General features: G+C 58.6%; 26 protein-coding genes and 1 other RNA gene. 20 read left to right on the top strand and 7 right to left on the bottom strand.

The window, feature by feature from the left end; genetic code table 11:
• Position 1: 1 nt before the first annotated feature.
• Positions 2 to 1,321: a Xaa-Pro aminopeptidase gene (gene pepP, locus ACESMK_RS12810; protein ID WP_372999223.1), complete on the bottom strand. Its 1,320-nt coding sequence runs from the start codon at positions 1,319 to 1,321 to the stop codon at positions 2 to 4.
• 26 nt (positions 1,322 to 1,347) lie between these two features.
• Positions 1,348 to 1,947: a UPF0149 family protein gene (locus tag ACESMK_RS12805; protein ID WP_372999220.1), complete on the bottom strand. Its 600-nt coding sequence runs from the start codon at positions 1,945 to 1,947 to the stop codon at positions 1,348 to 1,350.
• Positions 1,948 to 2,085: 138 nt separating this feature from the next.
• On the opposite strand from ACESMK_RS12805, the gene ACESMK_RS12800 reads away from it, so the two are divergent.
• The gene (locus ACESMK_RS12800) at positions 2,086 to 2,649 is read left to right on the top strand and encodes a ZrgA family zinc uptake protein (protein WP_372999217.1); all 564 of its coding nucleotides are present in this window, start codon (positions 2,086 to 2,088) and stop codon (positions 2,647 to 2,649) included.
• Positions 2,650 to 2,674: 25 nt separating this feature from the next.
• On the opposite strand, the gene ACESMK_RS12795 is transcribed toward ACESMK_RS12800, so the two are convergent.
• Entirely contained in the window at positions 2,675 to 3,196 is a 522-nt protein-coding gene (locus ACESMK_RS12795; protein WP_372999214.1) for a DUF3299 domain-containing protein, read from the bottom strand.
• Positions 3,197 to 3,263: 67 nt separating this feature from the next.
• Between ACESMK_RS12795 and ACESMK_RS12790 the strand changes: the two genes are divergently transcribed.
• The 6 genes from ACESMK_RS12790 (at position 3,264) to ACESMK_RS12765 (ending at position 6,730) form a co-directional block, all read left to right on the top strand.
• On the top strand, positions 3,264 to 3,980 hold the full coding sequence (locus tag ACESMK_RS12790; protein WP_372999211.1) for an ABC transporter ATP-binding protein: 717 nt from the start codon (positions 3,264 to 3,266) through the stop codon (positions 3,978 to 3,980).
• On the top strand, positions 3,977 to 5,251 hold the full coding sequence (locus ACESMK_RS12785; protein WP_372999208.1) for an ABC transporter permease: 1,275 nt from the start codon (positions 3,977 to 3,979) through the stop codon (positions 5,249 to 5,251). The genes ACESMK_RS12790 and ACESMK_RS12785 overlap by 4 nt, the downstream gene beginning before the upstream one ends.
• A 92-nt stretch (positions 5,252 to 5,343) precedes the next feature.
• A complete protein-coding gene (locus ACESMK_RS12780) occupies positions 5,344 to 5,550 on the top strand; it encodes a TIGR02449 family protein (protein ID WP_008170964.1) in 207 nt (68 codons plus the stop codon).
• The gene (locus ACESMK_RS12775) at positions 5,550 to 5,846 is read left to right on the top strand and encodes a cell division protein ZapA (protein WP_372999205.1); all 297 of its coding nucleotides are present in this window, start codon (positions 5,550 to 5,552) and stop codon (positions 5,844 to 5,846) included. Before ACESMK_RS12780 ends, ACESMK_RS12775 begins: the two co-directional genes overlap by 1 nt.
• A gap of 62 nt (positions 5,847 to 5,908) precedes the next feature.
• Positions 5,909 to 6,090: non-coding RNA, 6S RNA (ssrS, locus tag ACESMK_RS12770), on the top strand.
• A 4-nt stretch (positions 6,091 to 6,094) separates the two neighbouring features.
• Complete coding sequence (locus ACESMK_RS12765) at positions 6,095 to 6,730, top strand: 5-formyltetrahydrofolate cyclo-ligase (RefSeq protein ID WP_372999202.1); 636 nt, start codon at positions 6,095 to 6,097, stop codon at positions 6,728 to 6,730.
• Here the strand turns inward: ACESMK_RS12765 and ACESMK_RS12760 are convergent.
• Positions 6,712 to 6,873 (bottom strand): hypothetical protein, encoded by a 162-nt coding sequence (locus ACESMK_RS12760; RefSeq protein ID WP_008170953.1) that lies wholly within the window; start codon positions 6,871 to 6,873, stop codon positions 6,712 to 6,714. The genes ACESMK_RS12765 and ACESMK_RS12760 overlap by 19 nt on opposite strands.
• A 365-nt stretch (positions 6,874 to 7,238) precedes the next feature.
• Positions 7,239 to 8,828 carry a threonine ammonia-lyase, biosynthetic gene (ilvA, locus tag ACESMK_RS12755; RefSeq protein ID WP_372999428.1) on the bottom strand — a complete coding sequence of 530 codons (1,590 nt, stop codon included), beginning with the start codon at positions 8,826 to 8,828 and terminating at the stop codon, positions 7,239 to 7,241.
• Between the two features lie 96 nt (positions 8,829 to 8,924).
• On the opposite strand from ilvA, the gene rpiA reads away from it, so the two are divergent.
• The 3 genes from rpiA (at position 8,925) to ppa (ending at position 11,705) form a co-directional block, all read left to right on the top strand.
• Entirely contained in the window at positions 8,925 to 9,605 is a 681-nt protein-coding gene (gene rpiA, locus ACESMK_RS12750) for a ribose-5-phosphate isomerase RpiA (protein WP_372999199.1), read from the top strand.
• A 149-nt stretch (positions 9,606 to 9,754) separates the two neighbouring features.
• The gene (locus ACESMK_RS12745; RefSeq protein WP_372999196.1) at positions 9,755 to 10,894 is read left to right on the top strand and encodes an acyl-CoA dehydrogenase family protein; all 1,140 of its coding nucleotides are present in this window, start codon (positions 9,755 to 9,757) and stop codon (positions 10,892 to 10,894) included.
• Positions 10,895 to 11,177: 283 nt separating this feature from the next.
• Complete coding sequence (gene ppa, locus ACESMK_RS12740) at positions 11,178 to 11,705, top strand: inorganic diphosphatase (RefSeq protein WP_372999193.1); 528 nt, start codon at positions 11,178 to 11,180, stop codon at positions 11,703 to 11,705.
• A gap of 76 nt (positions 11,706 to 11,781) precedes the next feature.
• Here ppa and ACESMK_RS12735 read toward each other — a convergent pair whose 3' ends face one another.
• Together ACESMK_RS12735 and ACESMK_RS12730 are read right to left on the bottom strand one after the other, a co-directional pair.
• Positions 11,782 to 12,834, bottom strand: coding sequence for a DUF2333 family protein (locus ACESMK_RS12735; RefSeq protein WP_372999190.1), 1,053 nt, complete (start codon positions 12,832 to 12,834; stop codon positions 11,782 to 11,784).
• Positions 12,835 to 12,841: 7 nt separating this feature from the next.
• On the bottom strand, positions 12,842 to 14,842 hold the full coding sequence (locus ACESMK_RS12730) for an EAL domain-containing protein (RefSeq protein ID WP_372999187.1): 2,001 nt from the start codon (positions 14,840 to 14,842) through the stop codon (positions 12,842 to 12,844).
• Between the two features lie 198 nt (positions 14,843 to 15,040).
• On the opposite strand from ACESMK_RS12730, the gene ACESMK_RS12725 reads away from it, so the two are divergent.
• The 10 genes from ACESMK_RS12725 (at position 15,041) to purD (ending at position 25,982) form a co-directional block, all read left to right on the top strand.
• A complete protein-coding gene (locus ACESMK_RS12725) occupies positions 15,041 to 16,654 on the top strand; it encodes a diguanylate cyclase (RefSeq protein ID WP_372999184.1) in 1,614 nt (537 codons plus the stop codon).
• A gap of 311 nt (positions 16,655 to 16,965) precedes the next feature.
• Positions 16,966 to 17,406, top strand: a complete 441-nt coding sequence (gene aroQ, locus ACESMK_RS12720) for a type II 3-dehydroquinate dehydratase (RefSeq protein WP_372999181.1) — start codon at positions 16,966 to 16,968, stop codon at positions 17,404 to 17,406.
• Between the two features lie 27 nt (positions 17,407 to 17,433).
• The gene (gene accB / locus ACESMK_RS12715; RefSeq protein WP_372999178.1) at positions 17,434 to 17,901 is read left to right on the top strand and encodes an acetyl-CoA carboxylase biotin carboxyl carrier protein; all 468 of its coding nucleotides are present in this window, start codon (positions 17,434 to 17,436) and stop codon (positions 17,899 to 17,901) included.
• 18 nt (positions 17,902 to 17,919) lie between these two features.
• A complete protein-coding gene (gene accC, locus ACESMK_RS12710; protein ID WP_372999175.1) occupies positions 17,920 to 19,266 on the top strand; it encodes an acetyl-CoA carboxylase biotin carboxylase subunit in 1,347 nt (448 codons plus the stop codon).
• Positions 19,267 to 19,268: 2 nt separating this feature from the next.
• Positions 19,269 to 20,165, top strand: coding sequence for a 50S ribosomal protein L11 methyltransferase (gene prmA / locus ACESMK_RS12705; protein WP_372999172.1), 897 nt, complete (start codon positions 19,269 to 19,271; stop codon positions 20,163 to 20,165).
• 61 nt (positions 20,166 to 20,226) lie between these two features.
• The gene (locus tag ACESMK_RS12700; protein WP_372999169.1) at positions 20,227 to 21,480 is read left to right on the top strand and encodes a DUF3426 domain-containing protein; all 1,254 of its coding nucleotides are present in this window, start codon (positions 20,227 to 20,229) and stop codon (positions 21,478 to 21,480) included.
• A gap of 225 nt (positions 21,481 to 21,705) precedes the next feature.
• Positions 21,706 to 22,704 (top strand): tRNA dihydrouridine synthase DusB, encoded by a 999-nt coding sequence (gene dusB / locus ACESMK_RS12695; protein WP_372999166.1) that lies wholly within the window; start codon positions 21,706 to 21,708, stop codon positions 22,702 to 22,704.
• The gene (fis, locus tag ACESMK_RS12690) at positions 22,701 to 23,018 is read left to right on the top strand and encodes a DNA-binding transcriptional regulator Fis (RefSeq protein ID WP_008170934.1); all 318 of its coding nucleotides are present in this window, start codon (positions 22,701 to 22,703) and stop codon (positions 23,016 to 23,018) included. Before dusB ends, fis begins: the two co-directional genes overlap by 4 nt.
• An 84-nt stretch (positions 23,019 to 23,102) precedes the next feature.
• Positions 23,103 to 24,683, top strand: coding sequence for a bifunctional phosphoribosylaminoimidazolecarboxamide formyltransferase/IMP cyclohydrolase (gene purH, locus ACESMK_RS12685; protein WP_372999163.1), 1,581 nt, complete (start codon positions 23,103 to 23,105; stop codon positions 24,681 to 24,683).
• 12 nt (positions 24,684 to 24,695) lie between these two features.
• Positions 24,696 to 25,982, top strand: a complete 1,287-nt coding sequence (purD, locus tag ACESMK_RS12680; protein WP_372999160.1) for a phosphoribosylamine--glycine ligase — start codon at positions 24,696 to 24,698, stop codon at positions 25,980 to 25,982.
• The last annotated feature ends 14 nt before the right edge of the window (positions 25,983 to 25,996 follow it).

Here is a 25,996-nt window from a genome sequence, read left to right as displayed (position 1 = left end):
GTCAGTCCGCCATCAGGGCTTCGATTTCGGCAACGGTTTTCGGGACCGCTTCGGTCAGCACCCGGCAGCCGTCTTTGGTCACCACCACATCGTCTTCGATGCGGATTCCAATGCCACGCCATTTCTCGTCCACGTCGGTATTATCCGGCGCGATGTACAGCCCCGGTTCTACCGTCAGGGCCATTCCGGGTTCCAGCTGGCGCCAGGCATCACCCACCTTGTAATCGCCCACATCGTGCACATCCAGCCCCAGCCAGTGGCCGGTGCGGTGCATGAAAAAGGGTTTGTAGGCTTCGTTGGCAATGGCGTCTTCCAGGGTGCCGGACAACAGCCCCAGATCTATCAACCCCTGGGTTAGCACTTCCAGGGCCGCTTCGTGAGGCCGGTTCCAGTGATTTTCCGGCGACACAGCCTCAATGGCCTGGTACTGCGCCGCCAGCACCACCTCATACAGGGCCCGCTGCTCGCTGCTGAACTTGCCGCTGACCGGGAAGGTGCGGGTAATGTCAGAGGCGTAGCACTGGTATTCACAGCCGGCATCGATCAGTACCAGATCGCCGTCTTTCAGGGGCGCACTGTTCTCAATGTAATGGAGGATACAGCCATTGGCGCCCCCGCCCACAATCGACGGGTAGGCCGTTGAGCGGGCGCCATGCTCCATAAAGGTGTGGATCAGTTCAGCCTCCAGATTGTATTCGAAGCCGCCTTTCCGGGCGCGTTTCATGGCCCGGCAGTGGGCCTCGGCACTGATCTCACCAGCCTTGGCCATGATCTTGATTTCATTGGCGCTCTTGTAAAGCCGAAGGTCGTGAAGCAGATGTTCCAGAGCGACAAACTCACCGGGCGGGTGGGCGCCACTGCGAACCTTACTGCGAATCAGCTTTACCCAGTCCATCACCCGGGCGTCGAAGTGATCGTCCTTGCCCAGTGGGTAATAGACGCGGCTGCGGCCCTCGATCATGCCCGGCAGGATGTCGTCAATGTCGGCGATTGGAAAGGCGTCGTCCAGACCGTAGCGCTCAATAGCCCCTTCCGGGCCCACCAGAAACCCGTCCCAGAGCTCTTTTTCCGGATTCCGCTCCTTGCAGAACAGAACCGACTCGCCATGCTCTCGCCCCGGGATCAGGGCCAGCACGGCCTCCGGTTCACCAAAACCGGACAGGTAATGAAAATCGCTGTCCTGGCGAAACGGGTGCAGCACATCCCGATTGCGAACACGCTCCGGTGCTGCCGGGATAATAGCGATGCTGTCAGGCGCCATACGTTCCATCAGCTTGCGCCGGCGCTCGGCAAACTCCCTAACGGGAATCATGGAGTTCATAGTCTCTCCTGGCGTCAGGACCCTGATCAGTGCAGGGTCGGCGAATCAGACTTCGGTGGTTCGGGGGCATTGAATTCGGTAAACACAGCAAGCGCCCCCAGCCGGATGTATTCGGTAATTTCCAGCAACTGCTGCTCGCTCTCGTCGTCGGCTTCCTCGTCTTCGGACAGCTGACTGATGGCCACCATATCCTCGATCAGCTCCCGGATCTCGTCGGGCGCCTGGCCAAGCGACTCACCGGCCGACAATGCCATACCCTCGAGAAATCCCCGCACCCAGGAAACCAGTGCCTCCAGCCGCTGCTCGATGGCGTAGTCGTCATCGGGCAATAAAGGATGGAAACTCATGTCGGCTGATTTCAAGAGCTCAAGGGTCTGTTCATAGGCCTTGTTCATAAACGGAGCCAGATCATCAGACTCCTCGGCAGCGTCTTCAGCCAGACCCATGTGCTCACACACCATTGCCATCCACTCCGGCTCTTCAATACGGGAGCCGGCAGCCAGGCGACCACAAAGTACACCATGTAACTCGGATGGATGACTGAACGCCTTGTGGGCTGTAAAAACGTTGGCCCAACGCTCGAATTCAGCGGCGCGGGCCGCACCGGAAGTGTCGGTTTCTGACATGAAACAGGCGGATCCTGTGTTGATGAGTTAGGGCTCTATCCTAGCATTCAGGCGATTCCAAGGCACTGCCTGTTGATTTTTATCCAGCCAACGAACAATAATGTTATAACGTATCATTTATTGCCGCGAGACAAAGCCATGACCTCACAAAAGATCATCAAAGCCATCCTGGCTACCGCTACCCTTGTTGCAGCCGCCCCCCTGTCCGCCAGCAACAATCCCGGCGCCCACCAGCACGGTCATGCCGAATTGCAACTGGCGGTCGACGGAAACCAGATTGACCTGATTTTCACGTCACCGGCCTACAACCTTCTGGGATTCGAACACCGGGCCCGCACGGAAGAACAGAAAGCACGAGTCAGCCAAACCAACAACTGGCTCGGTGAAACACCCCTGGTGGACACCACTGAAGGCAGTTGCACAGTCATGAATGCGGTGGTGCATCACCAGGCAGGCGGGGAGGATCACAACCACAGTCATGACCATAAGCACGACCACGAAGAGCAATCCTCACACTCTGATTTCGAAGTCACCCAGACCCTGAGCTGCTCCGACCTGGACACTGCCGAGACATTGTCTACACCACTGACGGAACAGTTTCCCGAGATTGAACACCTGGACGTCGAATGGGTCTGGTCCGGGGGGCAAGGTTCAGGTCGTCTGGATCACGGCGAGAACAGTTTCAGGTTACGGGCCCAATGAGGGGGCCCGCGGACCTGTTCCCCGGTTACTCTTCGTAGGGTTCCACCTCAGTTGCGACCATCGAATAGGAAGAGGTGCCAATATCATTTTCGGTGCGGTCGATCACCAGCTTACCCTCGATCCAGACCGGTTCGTAAAGAGCCTCAAGGGTAAATCCTTCTTTGTATTTGACATGAATAATCTGATTCGGCGGCGGCGGCGGCACGTGGATGCAGGCACCGTAGTAAGGCACCAGGAAAAATTCCAGAATGCGCATATCCTCGGTCGTTTTAAGGGGTACCACGAAACCGGGGATACGCCCTTCCACGTCGCCCATCTCCGGCACAACCCGCCCGGTCATGATCTCATCCGGCAACAGCGGCGGACCATCGCCCTCATGCTCAATCTCTGGCATATTCTCCAGCAGCGCCAGATCCTCGGCCGGCATCAGCTCAAGCCAGTCGATTTCCCGCGTTTCTGCCCGACCCGTCGCTGGCAGCGAAAGCACCAGGGCAAGCATCATGATAGAAGGCAGCGCTAAACTCGAACGTGCCGGGACAAACATCATTGGACCACACACTCCTGAAATTGAATTCCGGAAAACGCCATCATACACCGGGCAGACGGCAACCAACATGAACAGCAAGACAGACTCAGCCAGCAACAGTTCCCCTGGCAAGGACACGGCGATTGAAGTCAGCAACCTTGGCTTCTCATGGCAGCGACAGCAGGAAACACTGACCTTCCCGGATTTTTGTCTGAAACGGGGCGAGCACCTGTTCCTGCATGGCCCCAGCGGCAGTGGCAAAAGCACCCTGCTGAGTCTTCTGGCCGGCATGCTGCGACCGGTCAATGGCGCCGTACGAGTACTCGGAACGGATATCCATCGGCTTGGCGCCGGTGCTCGCGACCAGTTCAGGGCCGACCATATGGGTGTGATCTTCCAGCAGTTCAATCTGGTGCCCTATCTAAACACCCTGGCCAACGTCACCCTGCCCTGCGGACTCTCCGACCTTCGCCGGCAACGGAGCGAACCCACAGTGACAGACGAAGCAGAGGGGCTGCTTACCGCCCTGTCAATTCCCGAGGACCACTGGCAACGGAAGGTCACCAGACTGAGCATTGGCCAACAACAGCGCATTGCGGCTGCCCGGGCGTTGATCGGTGCGCCCGGTGTGATCCTGGCGGACGAACCCACCTCGGCACTGGATGCGGACAACCGGGACCGGTTCCTCGACCTCCTGCTCACTCTTGCTCACCGACACAACACCTCGGTGCTGTTCGTCAGCCACGACCAGTCCCTGGCCCACCACTTTGGTAACCGGCTGGAACTGCGGGGTAACCGGACATGAAAGCACGCCTTGCCCTGTCACTGACGCTCGCCAGCCTCTGGCATCGCAAAAAAGTACTGGCCCTGGTATGCCTTACGCTCACCCTGAGTGTTTCGCTGCTTCTGGGCATCCAGTACCTGCGCACCGAGGTCAAGCAGTCCTTCACCAGCACCATCAGTGGCACAGACCTGATTGTCGGCGCACGCAGTGGTCAGTTGAACCTGCTCCTGTACACGGTGTTCCATATTGGCGATGCCACAAATAACATTCGCTGGTCCACCTATCAAAGCCTGAAAGACGATAAACGTCTGGATTGGCTGATCCCGATTTCCCTCGGCGACAGCTATCGGGGTTACCGTGTTGTGGCGACCGACGAAAACTTCCTGGCCCACTTCCGTTACGGCCGCGACCTTCCCCTCGAACTGGCAGAGGGCCAGTGGTTTGACGAGGTCTTTGATGTGGTACTTGGCGCAGGTGTCGCCCGTTCGCTGGCGCATGAGGTGGGCGAACAGATCGTATTGTCCCACGGCGGTGGGCGAACCAGCTTCTCCAACCATGAAGACACACCGTTTACCGTCACCGGCGTGCTGAAGCCCACCGGCACGCCGGTGGACCAGGCCGTCTATATTGGCCTGGATGGCATGGAAGCAATGCACGTGGGCTGGGAGTCCGGGGTTGCCATACCGGGCCGCACGCTCACCCGGGAACAGGCGGAGGGGCGTGATTTTACGCCTGATGCTATTACTGCGGCGTTCGTCGGCATTGAACGACAGGTTCTGACCTTCCGGATACAGCGGGAAATCAACCAATTCTCCGGAGAACCGCTCTCGGCCATACTTCCGGGCATTGCCCTGAGCGAGCTGTGGCGTCTTATGGGGCAGTTTGAACGAGCGCTGCTTGGCATTACCGGCTTTGTCGTGATTACCAGCCTGATCGGGCTCATCGCCGTACTTCTCACGCTGCAGGCTCAAAGGGCCCATGAAATTGCCGTACTACGGGCGACGGGGGCCTCTCCGGCATTGATCGCCTCCCTGTATGTCCTCGAATGTGTCGCTCTGGCCCTGGTCGCCTGCCTGATGGCGCTGGGTATTGGAATGGCGGGCATCGCCCTGGCAAGCCCCTGGCTGCTCGCCAACTATGGCCTGCAGATCACACTACGCCCCCTGACTTCCGCGGAATGGACATTGCTGGCGTCGGTTCCGATTGCCGCGTTCGCTGTGGCACTGATACCGGCCTTCAACACCTGGCGCCACAGCCGGCGGCTGGGGTTCGGCGAGGCTGCGGATCAGTGACGGGCATCGCAATGACAAGCCTGTAAATTGACCGACTTACCGTCCACACTTATAGTTAGTTGCAATTACTTCAAACCACTGCTGGGCACGTCATGGAACAGTCCGAAGTACAGGCATTAGCGGACAAGCTGGACAGGCTGATTGAACGCTGTCAGAAACTTGAGCGGGACAACGCCACGTTGCGGGAACTGCAGGATGACTGGAACCGGGAACGGGCCCAGCTGGTGCAGAAAAACGATCACGCGAAACACAAGATCGAAGCCATGATCAGCCGCCTTCGGGCCCTGGAGCATCACTGATGGCACAGCAATCCACCACGGTTGAGGTAAAGATCCTCGACAAGGAATACCTGGTCGCCTGTCCCGAGGAAGAGCAGGAAGCGCTGATTCGTGCCGCCAGGCACCTGGACAGCAAAATGCGGGAAATCCGTGCCGGTGGCAAGGTTTTTGGCACCGAGCGCATTGCCGTTATGGCAGCCCTGAATATCACCCACGAACTGCTCGAGCGCGACACCATGTCCGATGCCACCAGCACCCTGCTGCGGGCCATGGACAACAAACTGGACGGCGCCCTCGGTGATGGCTCGGGCCGATAATTCCGCAGAGAATCTCAGACAGGTGTTGCAATCGGCCCCGACACTGCCCGTATAATGAAGATAACTTCCTGGGCTGTTCGGGATAGTCGGATACGTCCTCGAGCCGATGCGCATTACCCAGGTGGCTACTTCAGGGCATTGTGAGCACGTCCCCGACAGGGGAAAGCCTAATATGTCACAGCGGCCACCGACCTTGAACTTTGGGTTCAAGGGCAACATCCGATAACGGCAGCCCGGGAAGCTTTATTTTGAGCCAGTTTATCGAGCCTCAACCGTTCCAGTCCCATCCTGATTCTCTTTCACGCAGTGAGCTTCGCAAACGCCTGCGGCAACATCGGCGCGAACTGAATTTTGAGCAGCAACAACAGGCCGCCGAGTACCTCGCTCTCAATCTGCTGAAGAATCCAGACCTGCACCGTGCCAGGCACATTGCCATCTACCTGCCCAACGACGGCGAAATTGATCCCCACGTCTACCTGGACATCGCCCGTCGCAAGGGTATCCGCTTCTACTTGCCAGTGCTCCATCCGATTCATCAAGGCCGGCTGGTGTTCAGCCCCTACTACGACGGCGTCGAACTCACCGCCAACCAATTTGGCATTCCCGAACCTGCGTTCAGCAAAGGCCTGCGGCGCCCGGCCTGGGCACTGGATGCGGTACTGTTTCCGTTAGTGGGTTTTGACGAACAGGGCGGAAGACTGGGAATGGGAGGCGGGTTCTACGACAGGACCTTTGCTTTCAGCCGGATACGGCCAAGGCTGGCCCCGAAACTGATTGGCCTGGCCCACGATTTCCAGAAGGTTAAGAAGCTGCCAACAGAGCCCTGGGATGTGCCCCTGCACAGCGTGGTAACCGATAAGCGACGTTACCGGTTCAGCGGCTGATTCATGACCTGAACGGAGCCAACCAGATTGGCCGCTCGTGCGTCTTTGTCTTCGGAGGCGTGAATGGATGTGAAACCAGTAATCACAAGGCCGATGGCAAAAATCAGCACAATGGCTTTGATGATGTCAGGCTTGCCGCCCATGGCTTCAGTTCCTCAAAATGCAGTTTTGAAAGTGTCGGGAAATCAGTGAGCTATTCTTGACTTCAAGAATCAGAGGAAAGACTAACACCTATCTGCACTTTTACAATTTTTGACAGATTAAAATTCCGTAAGCTTTCTCGCAGCTTACGAAACGGTTGGGGACACCCTTTCTGAAACTGTGCGGAGCCAGGGGTGGAGCGCGCCAGTGCTTCACGGGCAGGCCATGGACGGCCTGCCCAGGACCCTCAGCGCAACGCAGGAGCAATAAGCGCTGAGGGGCGGAGCCCAAGCAACACATGGATGTGCCGCCATGAGCGTGTTTCAGAAAGGGTGTCCCCAACCGGTTCCCGCACTGAATTCACGAGCTAGGAGGACCGGGAGTTACCCTGCCCAAGAAACAGCTGATAAGCCTCATTGTCCGTCATGTTTTCATAGCGGAAGCCAACCTTATCCAGCATTTTCTCGAAATCCTGAACCTCGTCATCTTCCACCTGAGCCCCCAGCAAAACACGGCTGTAGGCCGCGCCATGATTCCGGTAATGGAACATGGAGATGTTCCATCGGGTACCCAGGGACATCAAGAACTTCAGCAGCGCACCGGGGCGCTCCGGGAACTCGAACTGGAAGACTTTCTCATTGGTGATGGTCGGCGCGTGCCCCCCCACCATGTGGCGAATGTGCTGTTTGGCCAGGTCGCTGTCGGTCAGATCGACCACTGAATAGCCGCTCTCGCGAAGCTCCTGCACCAGATCCTCGCGGCCGTGGCCACCCGCCGCAATCTGGATGCCCACGAAAATCGTGGCGTTGGTGGCATCGGCGTAGCGGTAGTTGAATTCAGTGATACTGCGCTTGTGCAGAGCGTTGATAAAGGTTTTGAACGCGCCCGGTTTCTCCGGAATGGTCACGGCCAGGATTGCTTCACGTTTTTCGCCCACCTCCGTGCGCTCGGATATGTAGCGCAGGCGGTCGAAATTCATGTTGGCACCGCTGAGGGTGGCAATCAGGTTTTCACCCTCAACCTTCTCACGCTCGATGTATTTCTTGATGCCCGCCACGCCCAGGGCACCGGCCGGCTCGGCGATGGAGCGGGTGTCCTCGAACACATCCTTGATGGCAGCGCAGATTTCGTCGGTGGACACGGTGATCACTTCGTCCACGTAGTCCTTGCAGATCTCCCAGGGGTACTTGCCGATCTGCTTGACCGCCACGCCATCGGCGAAGATACCCACTTCGTCCAGTACCACACGCTTGCCCGCCTTCATGGCAGCCTGCAGGCAGTTGGAGTCCTCGGGCTCAACGCCGATGACCTTGATTTCCGGGCGCAGGTACTTGATGTAAGCGGCCATGCCGGCAATCAGCCCGCCCCCGCCAACACAGATAAAAATCGCGTGGATCGGTTTGCTGAACTGCCACATGATTTCCATGGCCACCGTGCCCTGGCCGGCGATCACATCGGGATCATCGTAGGGTGGAATGTAGGTGTAGCCGTGTTTCTGGATCAGCTCCTGGGCATGGGCTGCGGCTTCGTCGAAAGCGTCGCCTTTCAGGACCACTTTGGCACCATGATCCCGCACCGAACGCACCTTGATCTCGGGCGTGGTCTGGGGCATCACGATCACCGCCTTGATTCCCAGGTTCTTGGCTGCCAGTGCAACACCCTGGGCATGATTGCCGGCCGAGGCACAGATCACACCTTTGGCCTTCTGTTCCTCGGATAACTGCGCAATCCGGTTATAGGCACCGCGAATCTTGAAGGAGAACACCGGCTGAAGGTCTTCACGCTTGAGCAGAATATTGTTGCCAAAGCGCTTGGACAGACTACGGGCTTCAGTGAGGGGTGTTTCGATGGCCACGTCATAGACGCGCGCATCGAGAATCTTCTTGATGTAGCGTTGCGGCATAGCAGTTCCGGCTTTTTGGTTGGTTTCGGTTGATGTTCGGCTGGGAAAACCCACAGTGTAGAAAGTTTGCACGGTAGCCGTCTATAAGCAGACCGCCCGGAAGCGCTATAATGAGCGATTATCCAGCCAGAATCTCGAAGGGAGCTTCCCATGACTCAGGACGAACTGAAAAAAGCCGTCGCCAAGGCCGCCATTGACCACATCGCGCCCCGACTTGAACGCGAGAGCGTGATCGGTGTTGGCACCGGGAGCACCGCCAACTTCTTTATCGACATGCTCGCTGAACTTAAAAACGACTTTGACGGGGCGGTGGCAAGCTCCGAAGCCACAGCGGAGCGCCTGAAAAGCCACGGCATCCCTGTCTACGACCTTAACAGCGTAGGTGAACTGGAGTTCTACGTGGATGGCGCCGACGAAACCAACGAGCACCTCGAGCTGATCAAGGGCGGCGGTGCCGCACTGACCCGGGAAAAGATCGTGGCGGCGGTAGCCAAAACGTTCATCTGCATCGCCGACGATTCCAAGATGGTCGGCATTCTGGGGGCGTTCCCGCTGCCGGTGGAAGTCATACCCATGGCCCGCAGCCATGTTGGCCGGGAAATCGTGAAGCTCGGCGGCGACCCGGTTTACCGGGAAGGCGTTGTAACCGATAACGGCAACATCATTATCGATGTCCACAACATGGACATTTCGCGTCCGATCTACGTGGAAGAGCAACTCAACAACATCGTCGGAGTGGTCACGAACGGGCTGTTCGCTCGCCGCCGCGCGGATCTTCTGCTGCTGGGAACCAAAGACGGCGTGAAGAGCATCTCGAGCGAAGGCGCCTAACCGACTCCCTGTCGCTCCTCGACTGTCGAAGCTGGCCTTTCGGGCCAGCTTTTTTATTGCCTGGCAGACCGTAAACCAAGCGCTTGCTTGGTAGCGACATTTGGGCGACACTGCTCTGCATTGATTCCGATCAGAGGGAGCTTCACACCGTGTCCGATTACTTCAACGAAACCCACCAGCAGGTCCGCGCGACCGCCCGCAAATTCATCGAAACCCAGGTGCTGCCGCATATCGACGACTGGGAAGAAGCGGGTGAATTTCCCCGGGATCTCTACAAGAAGGCCGGGGATGCAGGTTTGTTGGGCATTGGTTTTCCCGAAGCATTGGGCGGCATTGGGGAAGGCGACATTTTCCTCAAAGTGGCTGTCTCCGAAGAGCTGATGCGCTCCACCTCCGGCGGTCTGGTGGCTGGTCTCGGTTCCCTGGATATCGGACTGCCGCCGGTCGCCAAATGGGCAAAGAAGGAAATCCGGGAACAGATCGTGCCACCGGTTCTGCGGGGCGAAAAGATTGCCGCCCTCGCCGTTACCGAACCCGGCGGTGGTTCCGATGTGGCCAACCTGAAAACCCGGGCAGTCCGGGACGGCGACCATTACATCGTCAACGGCAGCAAGACCTTCATCACCAGCGGCATGCGCGCCGACCACTACACAGTTGCCGTGCGCACCGGTGGCGAAGGCCACGGCGGCATCAGCCTGCTACTCATCGACCGGGACATGCCCGGTTTCTCCACGGGTAAAAAACTGCGAAAAATGGGCTGGTGGGCCAGCGATACCGCCGAGCTGTTCTTCGAGGATTGCCGTGTCCCGGCGGACCGCCTGATCGGCGCGGAAAACGCCGGCTTCATCGCTATCATGAGCAACTTCCTGGCCGAGCGCCTGAGCCTTTCCATCATGGCCTACATGACCGCCCAACTCGCCTACGAGGCGGCTCTTGACTACACCCAGCAGCGGAAGGCCTTTGGCCGCAACATTGCCGGTTTCCAGGTAACCCGCCACAAACTGGTGGACATGGCCACCCAGATCGACGTGGCCCGGGAATATACTTACCGCTGCGCGGCCCTGATGCAGGCCGGCAAGAACCCGATCAAGCAGGTGGCCATGGCCAAAAACTTCTCGGTGGATGTCTGCGAAAAAGTTACCCGGGAAGCGGTTCAGTTGTTCGGCGGCATGGGGTATATGCGGGAAACTGTGGTCGAGCGCCTCTACCGGGATGCCAAGATCCTCTCGATTGGCGGCGGCACCACCGAGATCATGAAGGAGCTCATTGCCAAGCAGATCAGGCTCTAGCCCGCTGGCTTCGATCGTGCTCTCTGGTTCTGACCCAGCCTGCCAGATTGGGGGGCGCCAAGGATGGCGCGACCGAGCCCTACATGGACGTATTCACGGGCGTTTTTCGGAAGGCCCTTCCAGATAGCTGCTTGCACCAGAATGAAAGACCTACCAAGACCGGCCACATAGTCAAAAACCAACGACCAAGGTTTAGTTTCGAACTGCAGGATACTCCCGTATAATTGCGCCCACTTTTTAACCGCAGTTAAACGTACCTTTAACGTACCAGGAAGGATCGCACATGCAATTCGACAACATCCCCGCAGGCAAAAACCCGCCTGAAGACATCTACGTTGCCATCGAAATCCCGGCCAACAGCTCCCCGGTGAAGTACGAACTGGACAAAGACATGGGCGCCCTGCTGGTAGACCGTTTCATGGCGACCCCGATGTTCTACCCGGCCAACTACGGCTTCATCCCCCACACCCTGGCTGACGACGGCGACCCCCTGGATGTTCTGGTTGTTACCCCCTATCCGATCCAGGCCGGCTCCGTGATTCGCTGCCGCCCGGTGGGTGTCCTGAACATGGAAGACGAAGCCGGTGGCGATGCCAAGCTGGTTGCGGTTCCCCATGACAAGCTGACCACCACCTACCACGACGTCAAGGAAATCGACGACCTGCCCGAGCTGCTGCGCGACCAGATCAGGCATTTCTTCGAGAACTACAAGACCCTTGAGCCGGGCAAGTGGGTGAAGGTACAGGGCTGGGATAACGCCGACGCCGCCAGAAAAGCCATCATGGATTCCGTAAACGCCTATAAAGGCTGATCCAGAGTTTCCATGGCATAAAAAAACCGGGCATCGCGCCCGGTTTTTTTGTGTTCGGCAATCACGTTGCCGGCCCTCAGCCCCTCGACAGCAGATCCCGCATATCACTGATCGCCGCATTGGCCCGGGAAAGGTAGGCGGCCATGGTCAACGAGTGGTTTGCCAGCACGCCAAAGCCGCTGCCATTGAGAATCACCGGGCTCCACATATCACCCTGGGTCCCTTCAAGCTCAATAATAATCTGTTTCACACTCGCCATGGCGTTCTTGTCCAGAAGCACCTTGCGGAAATCCACCTCGATAGCCCGGAAGATGTGCAACAGCGCCCAGGCACTGCCACGGGCCTCGTAGAAAACATCGTCAATTTTCGTCCAGGGTGTTTTCACATCTTCCCCACTGACGTCTTCATCCAACGGATTATCAGGGTCCAGATTGGCCACGGCATCAGACACCGAGGCTTTGCCCACGCTCTCCCCCAGGGTTCGGGACAGGCTGCCCAGGCGGGTTTCCAGATCCGCCAACCAGTTGTTGAGGTTGTCGGCACGGGCAAAAAACTGGGCACTGGCCTGTTCCGGGCTGGATAGCCGGTCCAGATATCGCTTCAACGCCGTAATACCGCGCCGGTATTCGGCCTCGGTGGACGGAATCGCCCAGCTTTCGCTGTCAAAGTGAAACTGGGGCTCAGCGATGATGAGGTCCGGATCTTCCGCTGACTGACTCTGGGAACGGCTGATGTCCTTCCGCATGGCACGAGACAGGTCACGAAGCTGAACCAGCACGCCGTACTCCCAGTTGGGCATGTTATCCAGCCACAATCCCGGGGGGAAAATATCGTTGGAGATGTAACCACCCGGCTTGTCCAACAGGGTTTCCGCGACACGAATCATGGTTGCGGTGGTTGCAAATCCGGTGATTGGCTCCCGCTCCATGGCGTTGGCAACCGAGCGGGTGTGCTCGCGTACCGAGAAAGCATCGGGTTCACTGCTCCAGTACATGCCAAGCACCAGTGCCACCAGCAAATACACCACGATCAGCGCCAGCACCAGTTTACCGATCACACCACTGCCGCCGGCATAATCCTGAACATCGTCTTTCTTGTCCCTGAAGTACTGTCTGATTTTGCCTGGCATATGACTTTTAATCCCCTGTCTGTTGATTGTCAGCGGCAAACGGCCGGCCCAGATGGTAACCCATGGCTCCGTCGATACCCAGCTTACAGAGTACCGAGTATTCCGCGGCAGTTTCCACTCCTGTGGCGAACACCTTCACGCCCCGACTGTGGGCGATGGCCACAACCGATTCAAGATAGAACCGGTTATCTTCGTGGGAGTCGATGTCGTGAATAAAGCTGTTATCGATACGCAATGCCTGAAACCTCAGATTTCTCAGGTAGCTGAACGGCACGCCCCCAACACCAAAGCGATCAACCAGCACCGGAACTCCCAGGCGCCCCATCGCCCTCACCAACAGGCCCACAGCCGTACGGTGATGATGGATGGCCTGCTCGGAGATTCCGACCCACAGATTACGGGCCAGTGGACCGGCCTGCTGCAGTTGTGCCAGCAAATCGGCACGGAACCCCTCGCTGGCTACAGAAGCATTGCCGAGCGATACGGCCAACGGCTGATCAGGCCAATCCTTCAGGCGCTCCAGCACCCGCTGGACCAGCAGGCGATCAATATCTGAAATCAGCCCGAACCGCTCGGCCATGGGCACGAAAGTGCCCGCTTTCAGGACACCCTCAGCCGAATTAATACGGGAGAACACTTGATGATAGACAGGCATGAGCCTGCCCTCGTTGACCATCGGCTGCAGCCAGAGCGATAGCGTTTGCTTGCGGATGGCCTGACTGATGATCACCCGCCAGGTTTCCAGGTTATGGTGGCCATCCTTCTCGGGATCGGCAAGATGACAGCCTGTTTCGTTCCTGCTCTGGGCAGCGCGCAGGGCCTCATCCGCAGCAGCCATGAGATCGCGGGCACCTCGGCCATCAAGGGTCTTGGCGAGACCTGCATGCACAGCGGTATCCATGGGCGAGGCAAGATCGGCATACACTCCGTCCAGATCATTCACCAGTTGCCGACACCAGACACCGGCGTCGGCAGGCATGACACCAGGCAGAAAAACAGCAAACTCGGCACCGGTTCGGCGCCCGGCAAAAGCGCCAGCATGCTGCATCACAAAATCAGTAATCACGCTCGCCACCCGCAAAAGCAGACGATCTGCCTCGCTTCGTCCATACGCCTGGTTGTATCCGGAAAAATCGGCCAACTGAATCAGTATCAGGACCCCCGGCGCGGCTTTCTCTTCAGATTCCACTTCCACTTTCAGCCGCTGATCAAAGGCACTGCGGCTGGCCAGCCCGGTCACCGCATCCTCGTTATTGACCCTGCGAAGATGCTGGATAAGCCGGGCCTGCCCCTCGAACAACTGCCCCAGGTCATCCGCCATCTGGTTCATGGCGTCGGTCACCTGGTTGATCTCCCGGGTCGACTTGATGGACACCCGTTTCCTGAAGTCCCTCTGACCCAGGGCCTTTGCCTGATCTTCCAGGGCGTGGAGCGGGCGCAGGGTACGCCGAAGCAGCATAAAGACCGCAAACAGTCCAATACCGCCAATGATAGCGGTACTTGCGGTCAGTCCGATGGTGATTCGCCACAGGTCCTCGTAGGCGCGACCGGGATGGCTGATCACCTGCACGGTCCCCAGACGACTCCAGCCACGGACCACCTCCGCTTCGGCAACCGGCAGGGGAAGGTCGGCAAAGGTGCGGAACCAGGCGGGCACAGCCACTTCGTTGAGCGTCATGGCCCGTCCGGCAATCTGTTCATCCTGATGGTTCAGATAGCTGACCGACAGGTATCGCCCGCTGTCGAACACTGCATCAACCAGTGAGGCGGACGCCACCGGGTCTCGACCGTCGATGGCATTGGACAGGGATAACCCGATGGCCGTGGCCCCATCACGGGCGTGACCAGCCAGCTGGTCCGAGACATAATCCCGGAAGTACCCGTAGCTGGTAATGAATACCGCCACCAGCAGGGTTACCAGCAAACTGCCAGTAAGCACCAGAAGCATCGTTCGCAGGGTAACCACGCCCTGCTGCTTCCGGTTTATGGGGATTTGCTTCCTTGCCATGGGGAGCTTCTCCGGTTTGGCCGTGAGCCAGCCGGCCAGGTGATTGTGACCTGCACCGCAGAGTTGACAAACATTTACAGTGCGCAACCTACGCCGACAACATTAAACACTATAGACTCTGCAAAAGGACTAAGGTTGAAAAATCGTCCGCACCGGGGAAGGACGACCAATAACGAAAAAGAGACAGGCCCGAGCAACATGAACGACGAAAGCCAGAAAGAAAAACTCAGGCAGCATTTCGCACGCCGTGTAACCACCCAGGCCCGGGTTGTTCTGGACACCTGGCAAAAAATTCACGAAGACCGGGACAAGGCAGCCGCCCATCGCAGCGAGTTCGCGGCCGCTGCTGACAAACTGGTGCGCTACGCCCAGCGTTTCGAGATGGACAGCCACGCCAGGGCCGGCCAGGCCACGCTTGAACTGATCAACCAGTGGGAATCCGGGGCGGCGCTGGACGAGAGCCTGGAGAGAAAGCTGCAGGATGCCATCGAAACCCTGTCCCAGAGTACGTTGCGCAGGACTGACCTTAACAGTTCGGAAGCACCCCACCAGTTTCGGCGCACCCCGGTCTACATCGCCCTGGCCAACCAGGAAATGGCAGGGCGACTTATCCGACAGCTGGAGTTTTTTGGCTTCCGAGCCTCGGCTTTCGCCACCGCGGAAGAGTTGACAGAAGCCTGCGCGCTCCACAAGCCGGAAACCATTCTGGTCGACGTCAACTTTGGCGGCACGCCCAATGCCGGCATTACCACCATAGAACGCCTTCAGGAACGCCACGACACGCCTATTCCCATCATTTTCATGAGCGACGAGGACGGTTCCATAGAGACCCGCTTGCAGGCCTCCCGCTGCGGCGGAGAAGAGTTCTTCTATCCCGCTGTTGACCCGGGCCAGCTCATTGAAAAGATTGAAACCTATACCCACGGCAATACCGTGGAGCCTTACAAGGTGCTGGTACTGGATGACTCCCGGGCCCAGGCCAAATACATGGAAACGGTGCTGAAGAAAGCGGGCATGACCGCCCATATCATCACCGACCCGATGCAAATCATTCATGCCCTGGAGGAATTTTCGCCGGAGATCATCATTCTCGACATGTATATGCCCGGCTGCACCGGCATGGAAATTGCCCGGGTGATCCGCCAGCAGGATCGCTTCCACAGCGTACCCATCATTTATCTGTCTGCGGAAGAAGACGTTACCAAACAGCTCCACGCCATGAGCCTTGGCGGCGACGACTTCCTGACCAAGCCGATCGACCCGAAACACCTGATTGCGACCATCCACAACCGTGGGCGGCGGGCACGGTCACTGCTTGCACTCATGATCCGCGACAGTTTGACCGGTCTATTCAATCACACCCACACCCTGCACCTGCTGGATCAGGAAATTGTCCGGGCACGCCAGAAAGACCAGTCTCTGTGCTTTGCCATGATCGACATCGACTATTTCAAGAAGGTGAATGACACTTTTGGCCATCCGATCGGCGACCGGGTATTGCGGAGCCTGTCCATGTTCCTCAAGCAACGCCTGCGCAAGACCGATCACATTGGCCGCTATGGCGGCGAGGAATTCGCCATTATTCTTCCGAACACCCGCCTGAGCGATGCCCGGAACGTTCTGAACGAAATCCGGGAGCGGTTTTCGGAGCTACAGCAACCGGCGGGCGACCGGGAATTCAACGTCACGTTCAGTTGCGGTATCGCGGCCTGGAACGATGAAACGTCACAGGCTTTGTGTGAGCGGGCAGACCGTGCGCTCTACACATCCAAGGAACAGGGCCGCAACTGCGTGACCCTGGCCGATTCCTGATCCCGGGCCGTCCCGGCCCTTTCCTCCCCCGCAAAACTCACCGGACAATTCTTCGCCGGGCATGGCTCAGGCCCTGCCCGGCTGCTACCTTTTATGAAACCAACGTCGTATAGAAGTTCGGGCCGCCGTTCACGACAATGATTGTCATCAGCGGAAAGATCCCGTTTCGATTCATTTGCCGTCTTTTTACGACCAATGGACAACAGGGAAGATTGTCAAAAAGTGTTGATCTGAACAAAACAAGCACGCACCATTGGGGGAACATGCCGTTAAGTTCGGCGATCCTGTAAAAAACCAAGGCAGACAGAACCATGTCGACAATTCTCGTGCTCCATGGCCCCAACCTCAACATGCTCGGCACCCGGGAGCCTGAGGTCTATGGTTACGAGACACTGGCGGATATCGACGACCGGCTGCGGTCACAGGCGGCAGAACAGGGTCACCACCTGCTGCACCTGCAATCAAACGCCGAATATGAACTGATTGAACGGGTTCACGAGGCCCGGGCAGAAGGCGTGGATTTCATCATCATCAATCCGGCGGCTTTCACCCACACCAGCGTTGCCCTGCGGGATGCCATGCTGGCTTCGGGAATACCCTTTATTGAAGTGCATCTTTCCAACGTGCATGCACGGGAACCGTTCCGGCATCACTCCTATTTCTCGGATATCGCCGAAGGCGTTATCTGTGGGCTGGGCAGCCAGGGGTACGACCTCGCACTCCAGGCGGCCCTCAAACGCATTCACCGATAGACCTGACAAAACGGGACTGGACAGACTATGGATATTCGCAAAATCAAGAAACTGATTGAGCTGCTCGAGGAATCTGATGTCGAGGAGCTGGAGATTCATGAAGCCGACGATTCGGTACGCATTTCCCGCCGCCGCGAGCCGGCAGCCGGCACCCAGTACGTGAGCCACTACCCGGCGCCTGCCCAGCATCCAGCTCCAGCTCCGGCCCCGACAGCGTCCACCCCGGCCGCCGAAGAGCCTTCTGCGCCAGCAGGGCCGTCCGGCCATACCGTCAAATCGCCCATGGTGGGAACCTTCTACCGCTCGCCATCCCCCACCGCCAAGGCGTTTGTGGAAGTTGGCCAGACCGTCAACGTGGGTGATGTCATCTGCATCGTGGAAGCCATGAAGATGATGAACCAGATTGAGGCCGACAAGAGCGGCACAATCCAGGATATCCTGGTCGAGAATGGCCAGCCGGTAGAGTTTGACCAGCCCCTGGTCGTCATTTCCTGAACGCGGTGATAGCTACTCATGGCCATGTTAGAGAAAGTTCTGATCGCAAACCGGGGTGAAATTGCCCTCCGGATTCTGCGCGCGTGCAAGGAGCTGGGCATCAAGACCGTGGCAGTGCATTCCCAGGTTGATCGAGACCTGATGCACGTTCGTCTTGCCGACGAGTCTGTCTGTATCGGCCCCAACAGCGCGACCGACAGCTACCTGAACATCCCGACCATCATCAGCGCCGCCGAGGTAACCGATTCCGTGGGTATCCACCCCGGCTATGGCTTCCTCGCCGAGAACGCCGATTTTGCCGAGCAGGTCGAAAAGAGCGGTTTCCGGTTCATCGGGCCCAAGGCCGAAACCATTCGCCTGATGGGCAACAAGGTGTCGGCGATCAACGCCATGATCAAGGCCGGCGTCCCGACGGTACCGGGCTCAGACGGGCCGCTGGATGATGATGAAGAGCGGACCCTTCGGATTGCCCGGGAAATCGGTTATCCGGTGATGATCAAGGCCGCTTCCGGCGGCGGTGGCCGTGGCATGCAGGTCGTCCATTCCGAGGCGGCTCTGTTGAAAGGGGTTCAGATTACCCAGAGTGAAGCCAAGAACGCCTTTGGGGACCCCACCGTATATCTTGAGAAATTTCTGGAAACCCCACGGCACGTGGAAGTCCAGGTGCTTGCCGACATGCACGGCAACTGCATTCATCTGGGCGACCGTGACTGCTCCATGCAGCGCCGGAACCAGAAGGTGATAGAGGAAGCTCCTGCCCCGAACATCAATCCGGAGTCCCGGGAGCGCACCCTCAAGGCGTGTACGGATGCCTGCAAGGAAATCGGTTATGTGGGCGCCGGCACCTTCGAATTCCTGTATCAGGACGGAGAGTTCTATTTCATCGAAATGAACACCCGGGTCCAGGTCGAACACCCGGTATCCGAGATGGTGACCGGTGTCGATATTGTTCGCGAGCAGCTGCGCATTGCCAGTGGATTGCCGCTGCAATACACGCAGGATGATATCCGGATTTCGGGCCACGCCATGGAGTGCCGGATTAACGCCGAAGACCCCAAGACCTTCGTGCCCAGCCCTGGCAAGGTCAAGCACTTCCATGCACCGGGCGGCAACGGCGTAAGGGTGGATTCGCATCTTTACAGCGGTTACACGGTCCCGCCGTACTACGATTCCCTGGTGGCAAAACTGATCACCTGGGGCGATGACAGGGACATTGCCCGGCGTCGTATGAAGAACGCGCTGGATGAACTGGTGGTCGAGGGGATCAAGACGAACCAGCCCCTGCATCGGAAACTGGTACGCGATGGTGGCTTTAAACAGGTAGACTTCACCATCCACTACCTTGAGAAACTGATGCGGGATTAATCATGCCCTGGATTCAACTCCAGATCCCGGCTGATCCGGACAATGCGGATCAGCTGGAGGATCTGCTCATGGAAATGGGCTCCGACGCCGTTTCCATGGAAGATGCCGCAGACCAGCCCCTGTACGAGCCCGACCCGGGTACCACCCCTCTCTGGAGCCAGACCACCGTCACCGGATTATTCGAATCCGGCCGGGACATCGAACAGCTCTGCGCCGATATCCGGGATGCCTGGCATCAGCAAACCCAGCAGGCGCTTCCCGACATCGAAGTGACGCTGGTTGAAGACAAGGACTGGGAGCGGGCCTGGATGGACGATTTCCAGCCCCTGAAATTTGGTGAGCGGCTCTGGATCGTTCCCAGCTGGCATGAGGCTCCGGACCCTGGCGCCGCCAATCTGATGCTGGATCCCGGCCTCGCCTTCGGCACCGGGACTCACCCCACCACGGCCCTGTGCCTGGAATGGCTTGATGGGCAGGACGTTCGGGACAAACAGGTCATCGATTATGGCTGTGGCTCGGGCATTCTTGGCCTGGCCGCCCTGTTACTCGGTGCAGACCATGTGATTGGCGTCGATACCGATCCACAGGCGCTGGAAGCCAGCCGGGAAAACGCGCGCCGAAATGGCGTCGATGACAGCAAGCTGGACCTGTATCTGCCAGACGACGAACCCGACACCTGCGCCGACGTCATGCTCGCCAATATTCTGGCTCAGCCCCTGATCGGCCTCGCACCCCACCTTGCCTCGAGGACCAGGCCCGGCGGTGACCTGGTGCTGTCCGGCATTCTGTCCAGTCAGGCCCGGGAGGTGATGGCGGCTTACGAACCCTGGTTCGTGATGGACGAGCCCGAGCAGAGGGAAGAGTGGATACGCCTCACAGGACGGCGTCACGACAGATGACGAATTCGGTCTTTACGACTAAACTCCGACACTCGTAGCCTAGTCGCTTTCAGGAAGAAGCATGACCCAGAGCAGCCTGCAGACACAGTGCCCGAATTGCCAGACCCGTTTCCGGGTAACCGATGAACAGCTTGGCATTGCCAAGGGCAAGGTACGTTGCGGGAACTGCATGAACGTGTTCAATGCCATCGAACACCAGATCATCCCGGGCGGTGGCGAGAAATCACAAACAACTCCCGCATCTGAGAAACCCGCGGACGAAGCAACACCTTCGGCCACTTCCGACCAGGGCCTCAGCGAAGAGGATTTCGTCTTTGCCGACAACCCTGAAGAAGATGCCGCAGAAGGCCGTTATGCCGGCACCAGGCTGACCTTCTCCGACGACGAACTCAGTGACAGCTTCCGCAGCTTCGACGAACGAGACGAAGCGGACTATAAAGACGCGGATACCGACAACCCCAACGAGGATGTCGATGAAAGCTGGGCAGAAGCCATTTTGCAGGATGACGAGCCAGCCCAGAGGAAACCTTCTGACACCCAGCACCCCGAACCGGCCCCTGAACAAGAACCAGAGGAACCGGCTCCAGAACCTGAAGCCAGGCCGGAACCCGACCATGAGCTCAGCCTCGAAGAAGAACCGGTGTTCGAGCAGACCGAAACACCCTCTTCCACTGGCACCCGGCCGGCCAAAGATTCCGATCCTTTCGATGACTTTGTGAACGAATCCGGCTTCGATTTCGATGAGCCGGATAGACCGGCAGACACCTTCCATGCCGACCCACCCTTCCGGGACCTGCGCCGAGACCCCGTTGCCGTCGATTCCGGCAGAGGCGGTATCCGGACCATGGTATGGAGCCTTATTGTGCTCGCCCTGATAGGCGTTCTCGTTGCCCAGGTCACCTGGTTCCAGTTCGACCGCCTGTCAGCCATCCCGGAGTTGCGCCCGTTTTACGAGAAAGGCTGCGAATTGGCCGGCTGCGATCTCAAGCCACTAATCAATGTCGAAGCCATACAGAGCCGGAAGCTCGTGGTGCGGACCGATCCGGACAATCGCTCCCAGCTGGTCGTCGATGCCGTGATCATTAACCGCGCGGATTTCGAGCAACCGTTCCCGGCCATTGCGCTGACCTTCTCCAACCTGAACGGCGATGTGGTGGCCCAGAGTCTGTTTACCCCGGATGAATACCTTGCCGGAGAAGGCAAGGAGCTGGATTCCATGCCGACGGACACGCCCGTACGAATTGCCATTAACATCCGGGATCCTGGCCGCGACGCGGTCAACTACAATATCCTGTTCCGCCCCCACGCACCGTAATCTGGTAAGCGAGTGTTTACTCGACAGCCATTGTCGATGGTCATCGCACAGAACAAAAGTCAACCAGAAAGGGTGAAAAATAGTCAGTTTTTTCACGGCCCTGCCCCTTCAATCATGGCCCACCCGGCGGTATCATTACCGCCCTTCGGATGCTGGATCGGTTACTTATTGAACAACCGCTCAGACCCGACCTTTGCTTAACCCGCTGTGACACGGACTCAGATCATGCTGCCAACCGCAAAAATCGGGCCGTACACGTTGCCGAATCCATTGATTGTTGCGCCCATGGCAGGCGTAACGGACAGGCCATTCCGGCTTTTGTGCCGGAGGCTGGGTGCCGGTCTGGCGGTATCGGAGATGGTCATAGCGGACAGCAAGCTCTGGCATACGCGCAAATCCCGGACACGCCTGAATCACGAAGGTGAGCCGGAGCCCCGCTCGGTGCAGATTGCCGGCGGCGATCCGCAGATGCTGGCCGACGCCGCGCGCCAGAACGCAGAGTTTGGCGCCCAGATCATCGACATCAATATGGGTTGCCCGGCCAAAAAGGTCTGTAACAAGGCGGCCGGCTCTGCCCTGATGAAAGATGAAGCCCTGGTTCGCGACATTCTTGAGGCGGTGGTTCAGGCGGTTGATGTCCCCGTTACCCTCAAAATGCGCACCGGCTGGGATCGGGACAATCGCAATGCACTGGTCATCGCCCGGATGGCGGAGGACGCCGGGATTCAGGCTGTTGCCATCCATGGCCGGACCCGTGCGGATAAATACGAGGGCAACGCCGAGTACGACACCATCGCCGATGTGAAGTCCCGCATCCGCATTCCGGTGTTTGCCAATGGGGATATTACATCGCCGGAGAAAGCCCGGGACGTGCTTCGCCACACCGGGGCCGATGGGTTGCTGATAGGCCGTGCCGCCCAGGGCAGCCCCTGGATTTTTCGGGAAATCCGGCATTTCCTGGAAACCGGCAGCCACATGGCCGCACCGGAGCTGGATGAGGTTGAGGATATCCTGACCGAGCATCTCCTGGCTCTGCACGCCTTCTATGGCGAAACCATGGGTGTGCGCATTGCCAGAAAACATGTGGGCTGGTACCTGCAGTCCCACGATCCGGGTAAACAGTTCCGCAAACGCTTCAACGCCATCGACGATGCACTGGAGCAGAGAGACACGATTCAACAGTATTTTGCAGGCTTACGAAATGGAGAGGTATTCGCAGCATGAGCGCTGAGACTTTGGCAAACGACAACCTGAGCACCCCGGCCAACGATGATATCCATCAGTTGCAGACGGTGAACAGCAGCGGCAACACCGTCACCCTGCGCGACAGCGTTGAGGTTGCCCTGAAAAACTACTTCGCCCAACTGGACGGCGCTCCGGTGACCGAGGTCTACCAGTTGGTACTTTCGGAAGTAGAAGCCCCGCTGCTGGAGCAGGTGATGAAATACACCCGCAACAACCAGACCAAGGCCTCCACCATGCTTGGCCTGAACCGAGGGACCCTGCGCAAGAAGCTGAAGCAGTACGGTCTGCTATAATCCAGACACCCTGATTTGAAGAGGGCCTCCCGGACACCATTCGCGAGGCCCTTATTCGTTCATCTCCAGCGAAGAAAGTAACCCATGGCAAACCAGGCTAACACCTCCGTCCGTCGCGCCCTGATCAGCGTGAGTGATAAAACCGGCATCGTCGATTTCGGGCGAGCCCTGACTGAACGCGGCGTTGAGCTGCTCTCCACCGGTGGCACCTACCGGCTCCTGAAAGAAAACAGCATCCCGGTAACGGAAGTCTCTGACTACACCGGTTTTCCCGAGATGATGGATGGCCGGGTAAAAACCCTGCACCCGAAGATCCATGGTGGGATTCTTGGTCGCCGGGGCACCGACGATGCGGTAATGTCCGAGCATGGCATCAGCCCCATCGATATGGTCGTGGTCAATCTCTACCCCTTCGAAGAAACCGTGGCGAACCCGGACTGCGACCTGCCGACCGCCATTGAAAATATTGATATCGGCGGGCCGACCATGGTTCGTGCCGCCGCCAAGAACCACAACGACGTCGCCATCGTGGTGAACGCCTCCGATTACAGCCGGGTTCTGAAAGAGCTGGATGCCAACGATAGCCAACTGACCTACAGCACCCGGTTTGATCTGGCGGTCAAGGCGTTTGAGCACACCGCCGGCTACGACGGCGCCATTGCCAACTACCTGGGCGGCCGCACGCCGGACAACGACAACGCTGATTTCCCCCGCACCTTCAACGCGCAGTACGTGAAGGTCCAGGACATGCGTTATGGCGAAAACCCGCATCAGCGCGCCGCGTTCTACGCCGAGCGCAACCCGAAGGAAGCCTGCGTGGCCACGGCCAAACAGCTCCAGGGCAAAGAGCTGAGCTACAATAACGTCGCCGACACCGATGCCGCCCTGGAATGCGTGAAGCCCTTCGCTGATCCCGCCTGCGTGATCGTCAAACACGCCAACCCCTGTGGCGTCGCCATCGGCGCGGATATCCGTCAGGCCTACGATCTGGCCTTCGCCACCGATCCCACGTCGGCCTTCGGCGGCATCATTGCCTTCAACCGGGAGCTGGACGCGGAGACCGCCAAGGCCATCATCGACCGTCAATTCGTGGAAGTGATCATTGCTCCCACTATCGCACCAGAGGCCGTGGAACTGGTCGCAGCCAAGAAGAACGTGCGCCTGCTGGCCTGCGGTGAGTTTGACGGTGATCGTGCCCGCTCCATGGACTACAAGCGGGTCACGGGTGGCCTGCTGGTGCAGGACCGTGACCTGGGCATGGTGGCCATGGAAGACGTTAAGGTGGTAACCGAACGCCAGCCTTCAGAGCAGGAACTCAATGACTTGCTGTTTGCCTGGGAAGTGGCGAAGTACGTTAAATCCAATGCGATTGTCTACGCCAAGGCCGGTCGCACCATCGGTGTGGGCGCCGGCCAGATGAGCCGGGTCTACAGCGCCAAGATTGCCGGCATCAAGGCCGCCGATGAAGGCCTGGAAGTGAAAGGCTCGGTGATGGCTTCCGATGCTTTCTTCCCGTTCCGGGACGGCATTGACGCCGCCGCAGCGGCTGGCATTACCGCCGTTATTCAGCCCGGCGGGTCCATGCGCGATCAGGAAGTGATCGATGCCGCCAACGAACACGGCATTGCCATGGTCTTCACCGGCATGCGTCATTTCCGGCACTGAGGGATTACGAACATGAATATTCTCGTTATTGGCTCCGGCGGCCGTGAACATGCCCTGGCCTGGAAAGCCGCACAGTCCCCCAAGGCAGACCGTGTATTTGTGGCCCCTGGCAACGCCGGCACGACACAGGAAACGGGCCTGGAAAATGTCGATATCGATGTGATGGATCTGGACGGCCTGGCCAACTTCGCCGCCACCAACAATGTCGGGCTTACCATCGTCGGACCCGAGGCGCCGCTGGTGGCAGGCATCGTGGATAAATTCGAGCAGCGTGGCCTGCGGGTCTTCGGCCCGAGCGCCGGCGCTGCCCAGCTGGAGGGCTCCAAGGCCTTCACCAAGGATTTTCTGGCCCGCCAGAAGATCCCGACAGCCGGCTATGGCAACTTCACCGACGTGGACGAGGCTCTGGCTTACGTTCGCCAGCAGGGCGCTCCGATCGTGGTCAAGGCCGACGGCCTGGCCGCCGGCAAAGGGGTGATCGTGGCCATGACCCTGGAAGAGGCCGAAGACGCGATTCGCGACATGCTGGCGGGGAATGCGTTCGGTGATGCCGGCAGCCGCGTGGTCATCGAAGAATTCCTCGAAGGCGAGGAAGCCAGCTTCATTGTGATGGTGGATGGCGAGCATGTGCTGGCCATGGCCACCTCCCAGGATCATAAACGGGTGGGTGATGGCGACACCGGTCCCAATACCGGCGGCATGGGCGCCTACTCGCCGGCTCCGGTGGTCACTGCCGACGTGCATCAGCGGATCATGGACGAAGTGATATACCCTACTGTGCGCGGCATGGCGGCCGAGGGCCACCCCTACAAGGGCTTCCTCTACGCCGGCCTGATGATTGACAACAGCGGTGCCCCGAAGGTGATCGAATTCAACTGCCGCTTCGGTGACCCGGAAACCCAACCGATCATGCTGCGGATGAAGTCGGACCTGGTGGAACTGTGTGACGCGGCCATTGATGGCAAGCTCGAGCAGTGCCCCTCCGACTGGGACGACCGTGCTTCCGTGGGTATCGTCCTGGCCGCTGGTGGTTACCCCGGCAGCTACAACAAGGGCGATGTGATTTCCGGTCTGCCGGAAACCGAGACCGAGGGCGAGAAGGTGTTTCACGCCGGTACCCGCCTCAACGGTGACCAGGTGGTCACCAACGGCGGCCGTGTGCTCTGCGCCACGGCCCTGGGCAGCACCGTCACCGAAGCCCAGAAACGCGCCTACGAACTGGCCTCACGGATCCAGTGGGATGGTGCTTTCTATCGCAAAGACATCGCTTTCCGGGCCATTGCCCGCGAGCAGTCCTGACGCCTGGCCTGAAC

This window comes from Marinobacter sp. (assembly GCF_041687235.1).
GTDB lineage: Bacteria > Pseudomonadota > Gammaproteobacteria > Pseudomonadales > Oleiphilaceae > Marinobacter.
Note: the sequence above shows the minus strand (reverse complement) of the source record. Positions and strands in the feature narration are given on the sequence as shown.

What these genes read in the sequence shown, in the direction of transcription:
- pepP (WP_372999223.1), bottom strand. Translation starts at nt 1,321, where the DNA reads ATGAACTCCATGATTCCCGTTAGGGAGTTTGCCGAGCGCCGGCGCAAG.
- ACESMK_RS12805 (WP_372999220.1), bottom strand. Translation starts at nt 1,947, where the DNA reads ATGTCAGAAACCGACACTTCCGGTGCGGCCCGCGCCGCTGAATTCGAG.
- ACESMK_RS12800 (WP_372999217.1), top strand. Translation starts at nt 2,086, where the DNA reads ATGACCTCACAAAAGATCATCAAAGCCATCCTGGCTACCGCTACCCTT.
- ACESMK_RS12795 (WP_372999214.1), bottom strand. Translation starts at nt 3,196, where the DNA reads ATGATGTTTGTCCCGGCACGTTCGAGTTTAGCGCTGCCTTCTATCATG.
- ACESMK_RS12790 (WP_372999211.1), top strand. Translation starts at nt 3,264, where the DNA reads ATGAACAGCAAGACAGACTCAGCCAGCAACAGTTCCCCTGGCAAGGAC.
- ACESMK_RS12785 (WP_372999208.1), top strand. Translation starts at nt 3,977, where the DNA reads ATGAAAGCACGCCTTGCCCTGTCACTGACGCTCGCCAGCCTCTGGCAT.
- ACESMK_RS12780 (WP_008170964.1), top strand. Translation starts at nt 5,344, where the DNA reads ATGGAACAGTCCGAAGTACAGGCATTAGCGGACAAGCTGGACAGGCTG.
- ACESMK_RS12775 (WP_372999205.1), top strand. Translation starts at nt 5,550, where the DNA reads ATGGCACAGCAATCCACCACGGTTGAGGTAAAGATCCTCGACAAGGAA.
- ACESMK_RS12760 (WP_008170953.1), bottom strand. Translation starts at nt 6,873, where the DNA reads ATGGGCGGCAAGCCTGACATCATCAAAGCCATTGTGCTGATTTTTGCC.
- rpiA (WP_372999199.1), top strand. Translation starts at nt 8,925, where the DNA reads ATGACTCAGGACGAACTGAAAAAAGCCGTCGCCAAGGCCGCCATTGAC.
- ppa (WP_372999193.1), top strand. Translation starts at nt 11,178, where the DNA reads ATGCAATTCGACAACATCCCCGCAGGCAAAAACCCGCCTGAAGACATC.
- ACESMK_RS12735 (WP_372999190.1), bottom strand. Translation starts at nt 12,834, where the DNA reads ATGCCAGGCAAAATCAGACAGTACTTCAGGGACAAGAAAGACGATGTT.
- ACESMK_RS12730 (WP_372999187.1), bottom strand. Translation starts at nt 14,842, where the DNA reads ATGGCAAGGAAGCAAATCCCCATAAACCGGAAGCAGCAGGGCGTGGTT.
- ACESMK_RS12725 (WP_372999184.1), top strand. Translation starts at nt 15,041, where the DNA reads ATGAACGACGAAAGCCAGAAAGAAAAACTCAGGCAGCATTTCGCACGC.
- aroQ (WP_372999181.1), top strand. Translation starts at nt 16,966, where the DNA reads ATGTCGACAATTCTCGTGCTCCATGGCCCCAACCTCAACATGCTCGGC.
- accB (WP_372999178.1), top strand. Translation starts at nt 17,434, where the DNA reads ATGGATATTCGCAAAATCAAGAAACTGATTGAGCTGCTCGAGGAATCT.
- accC (WP_372999175.1), top strand. Translation starts at nt 17,920, where the DNA reads ATGGCCATGTTAGAGAAAGTTCTGATCGCAAACCGGGGTGAAATTGCC.
- prmA (WP_372999172.1), top strand. Translation starts at nt 19,269, where the DNA reads ATGCCCTGGATTCAACTCCAGATCCCGGCTGATCCGGACAATGCGGAT.
- ACESMK_RS12700 (WP_372999169.1), top strand. Translation starts at nt 20,227, where the DNA reads ATGACCCAGAGCAGCCTGCAGACACAGTGCCCGAATTGCCAGACCCGT.
- dusB (WP_372999166.1), top strand. Translation starts at nt 21,706, where the DNA reads ATGCTGCCAACCGCAAAAATCGGGCCGTACACGTTGCCGAATCCATTG.
- fis (WP_008170934.1), top strand. Translation starts at nt 22,701, where the DNA reads ATGAGCGCTGAGACTTTGGCAAACGACAACCTGAGCACCCCGGCCAAC.
- purH (WP_372999163.1), top strand. Translation starts at nt 23,103, where the DNA reads ATGGCAAACCAGGCTAACACCTCCGTCCGTCGCGCCCTGATCAGCGTG.
- purD (WP_372999160.1), top strand. Translation starts at nt 24,696, where the DNA reads ATGAATATTCTCGTTATTGGCTCCGGCGGCCGTGAACATGCCCTGGCC.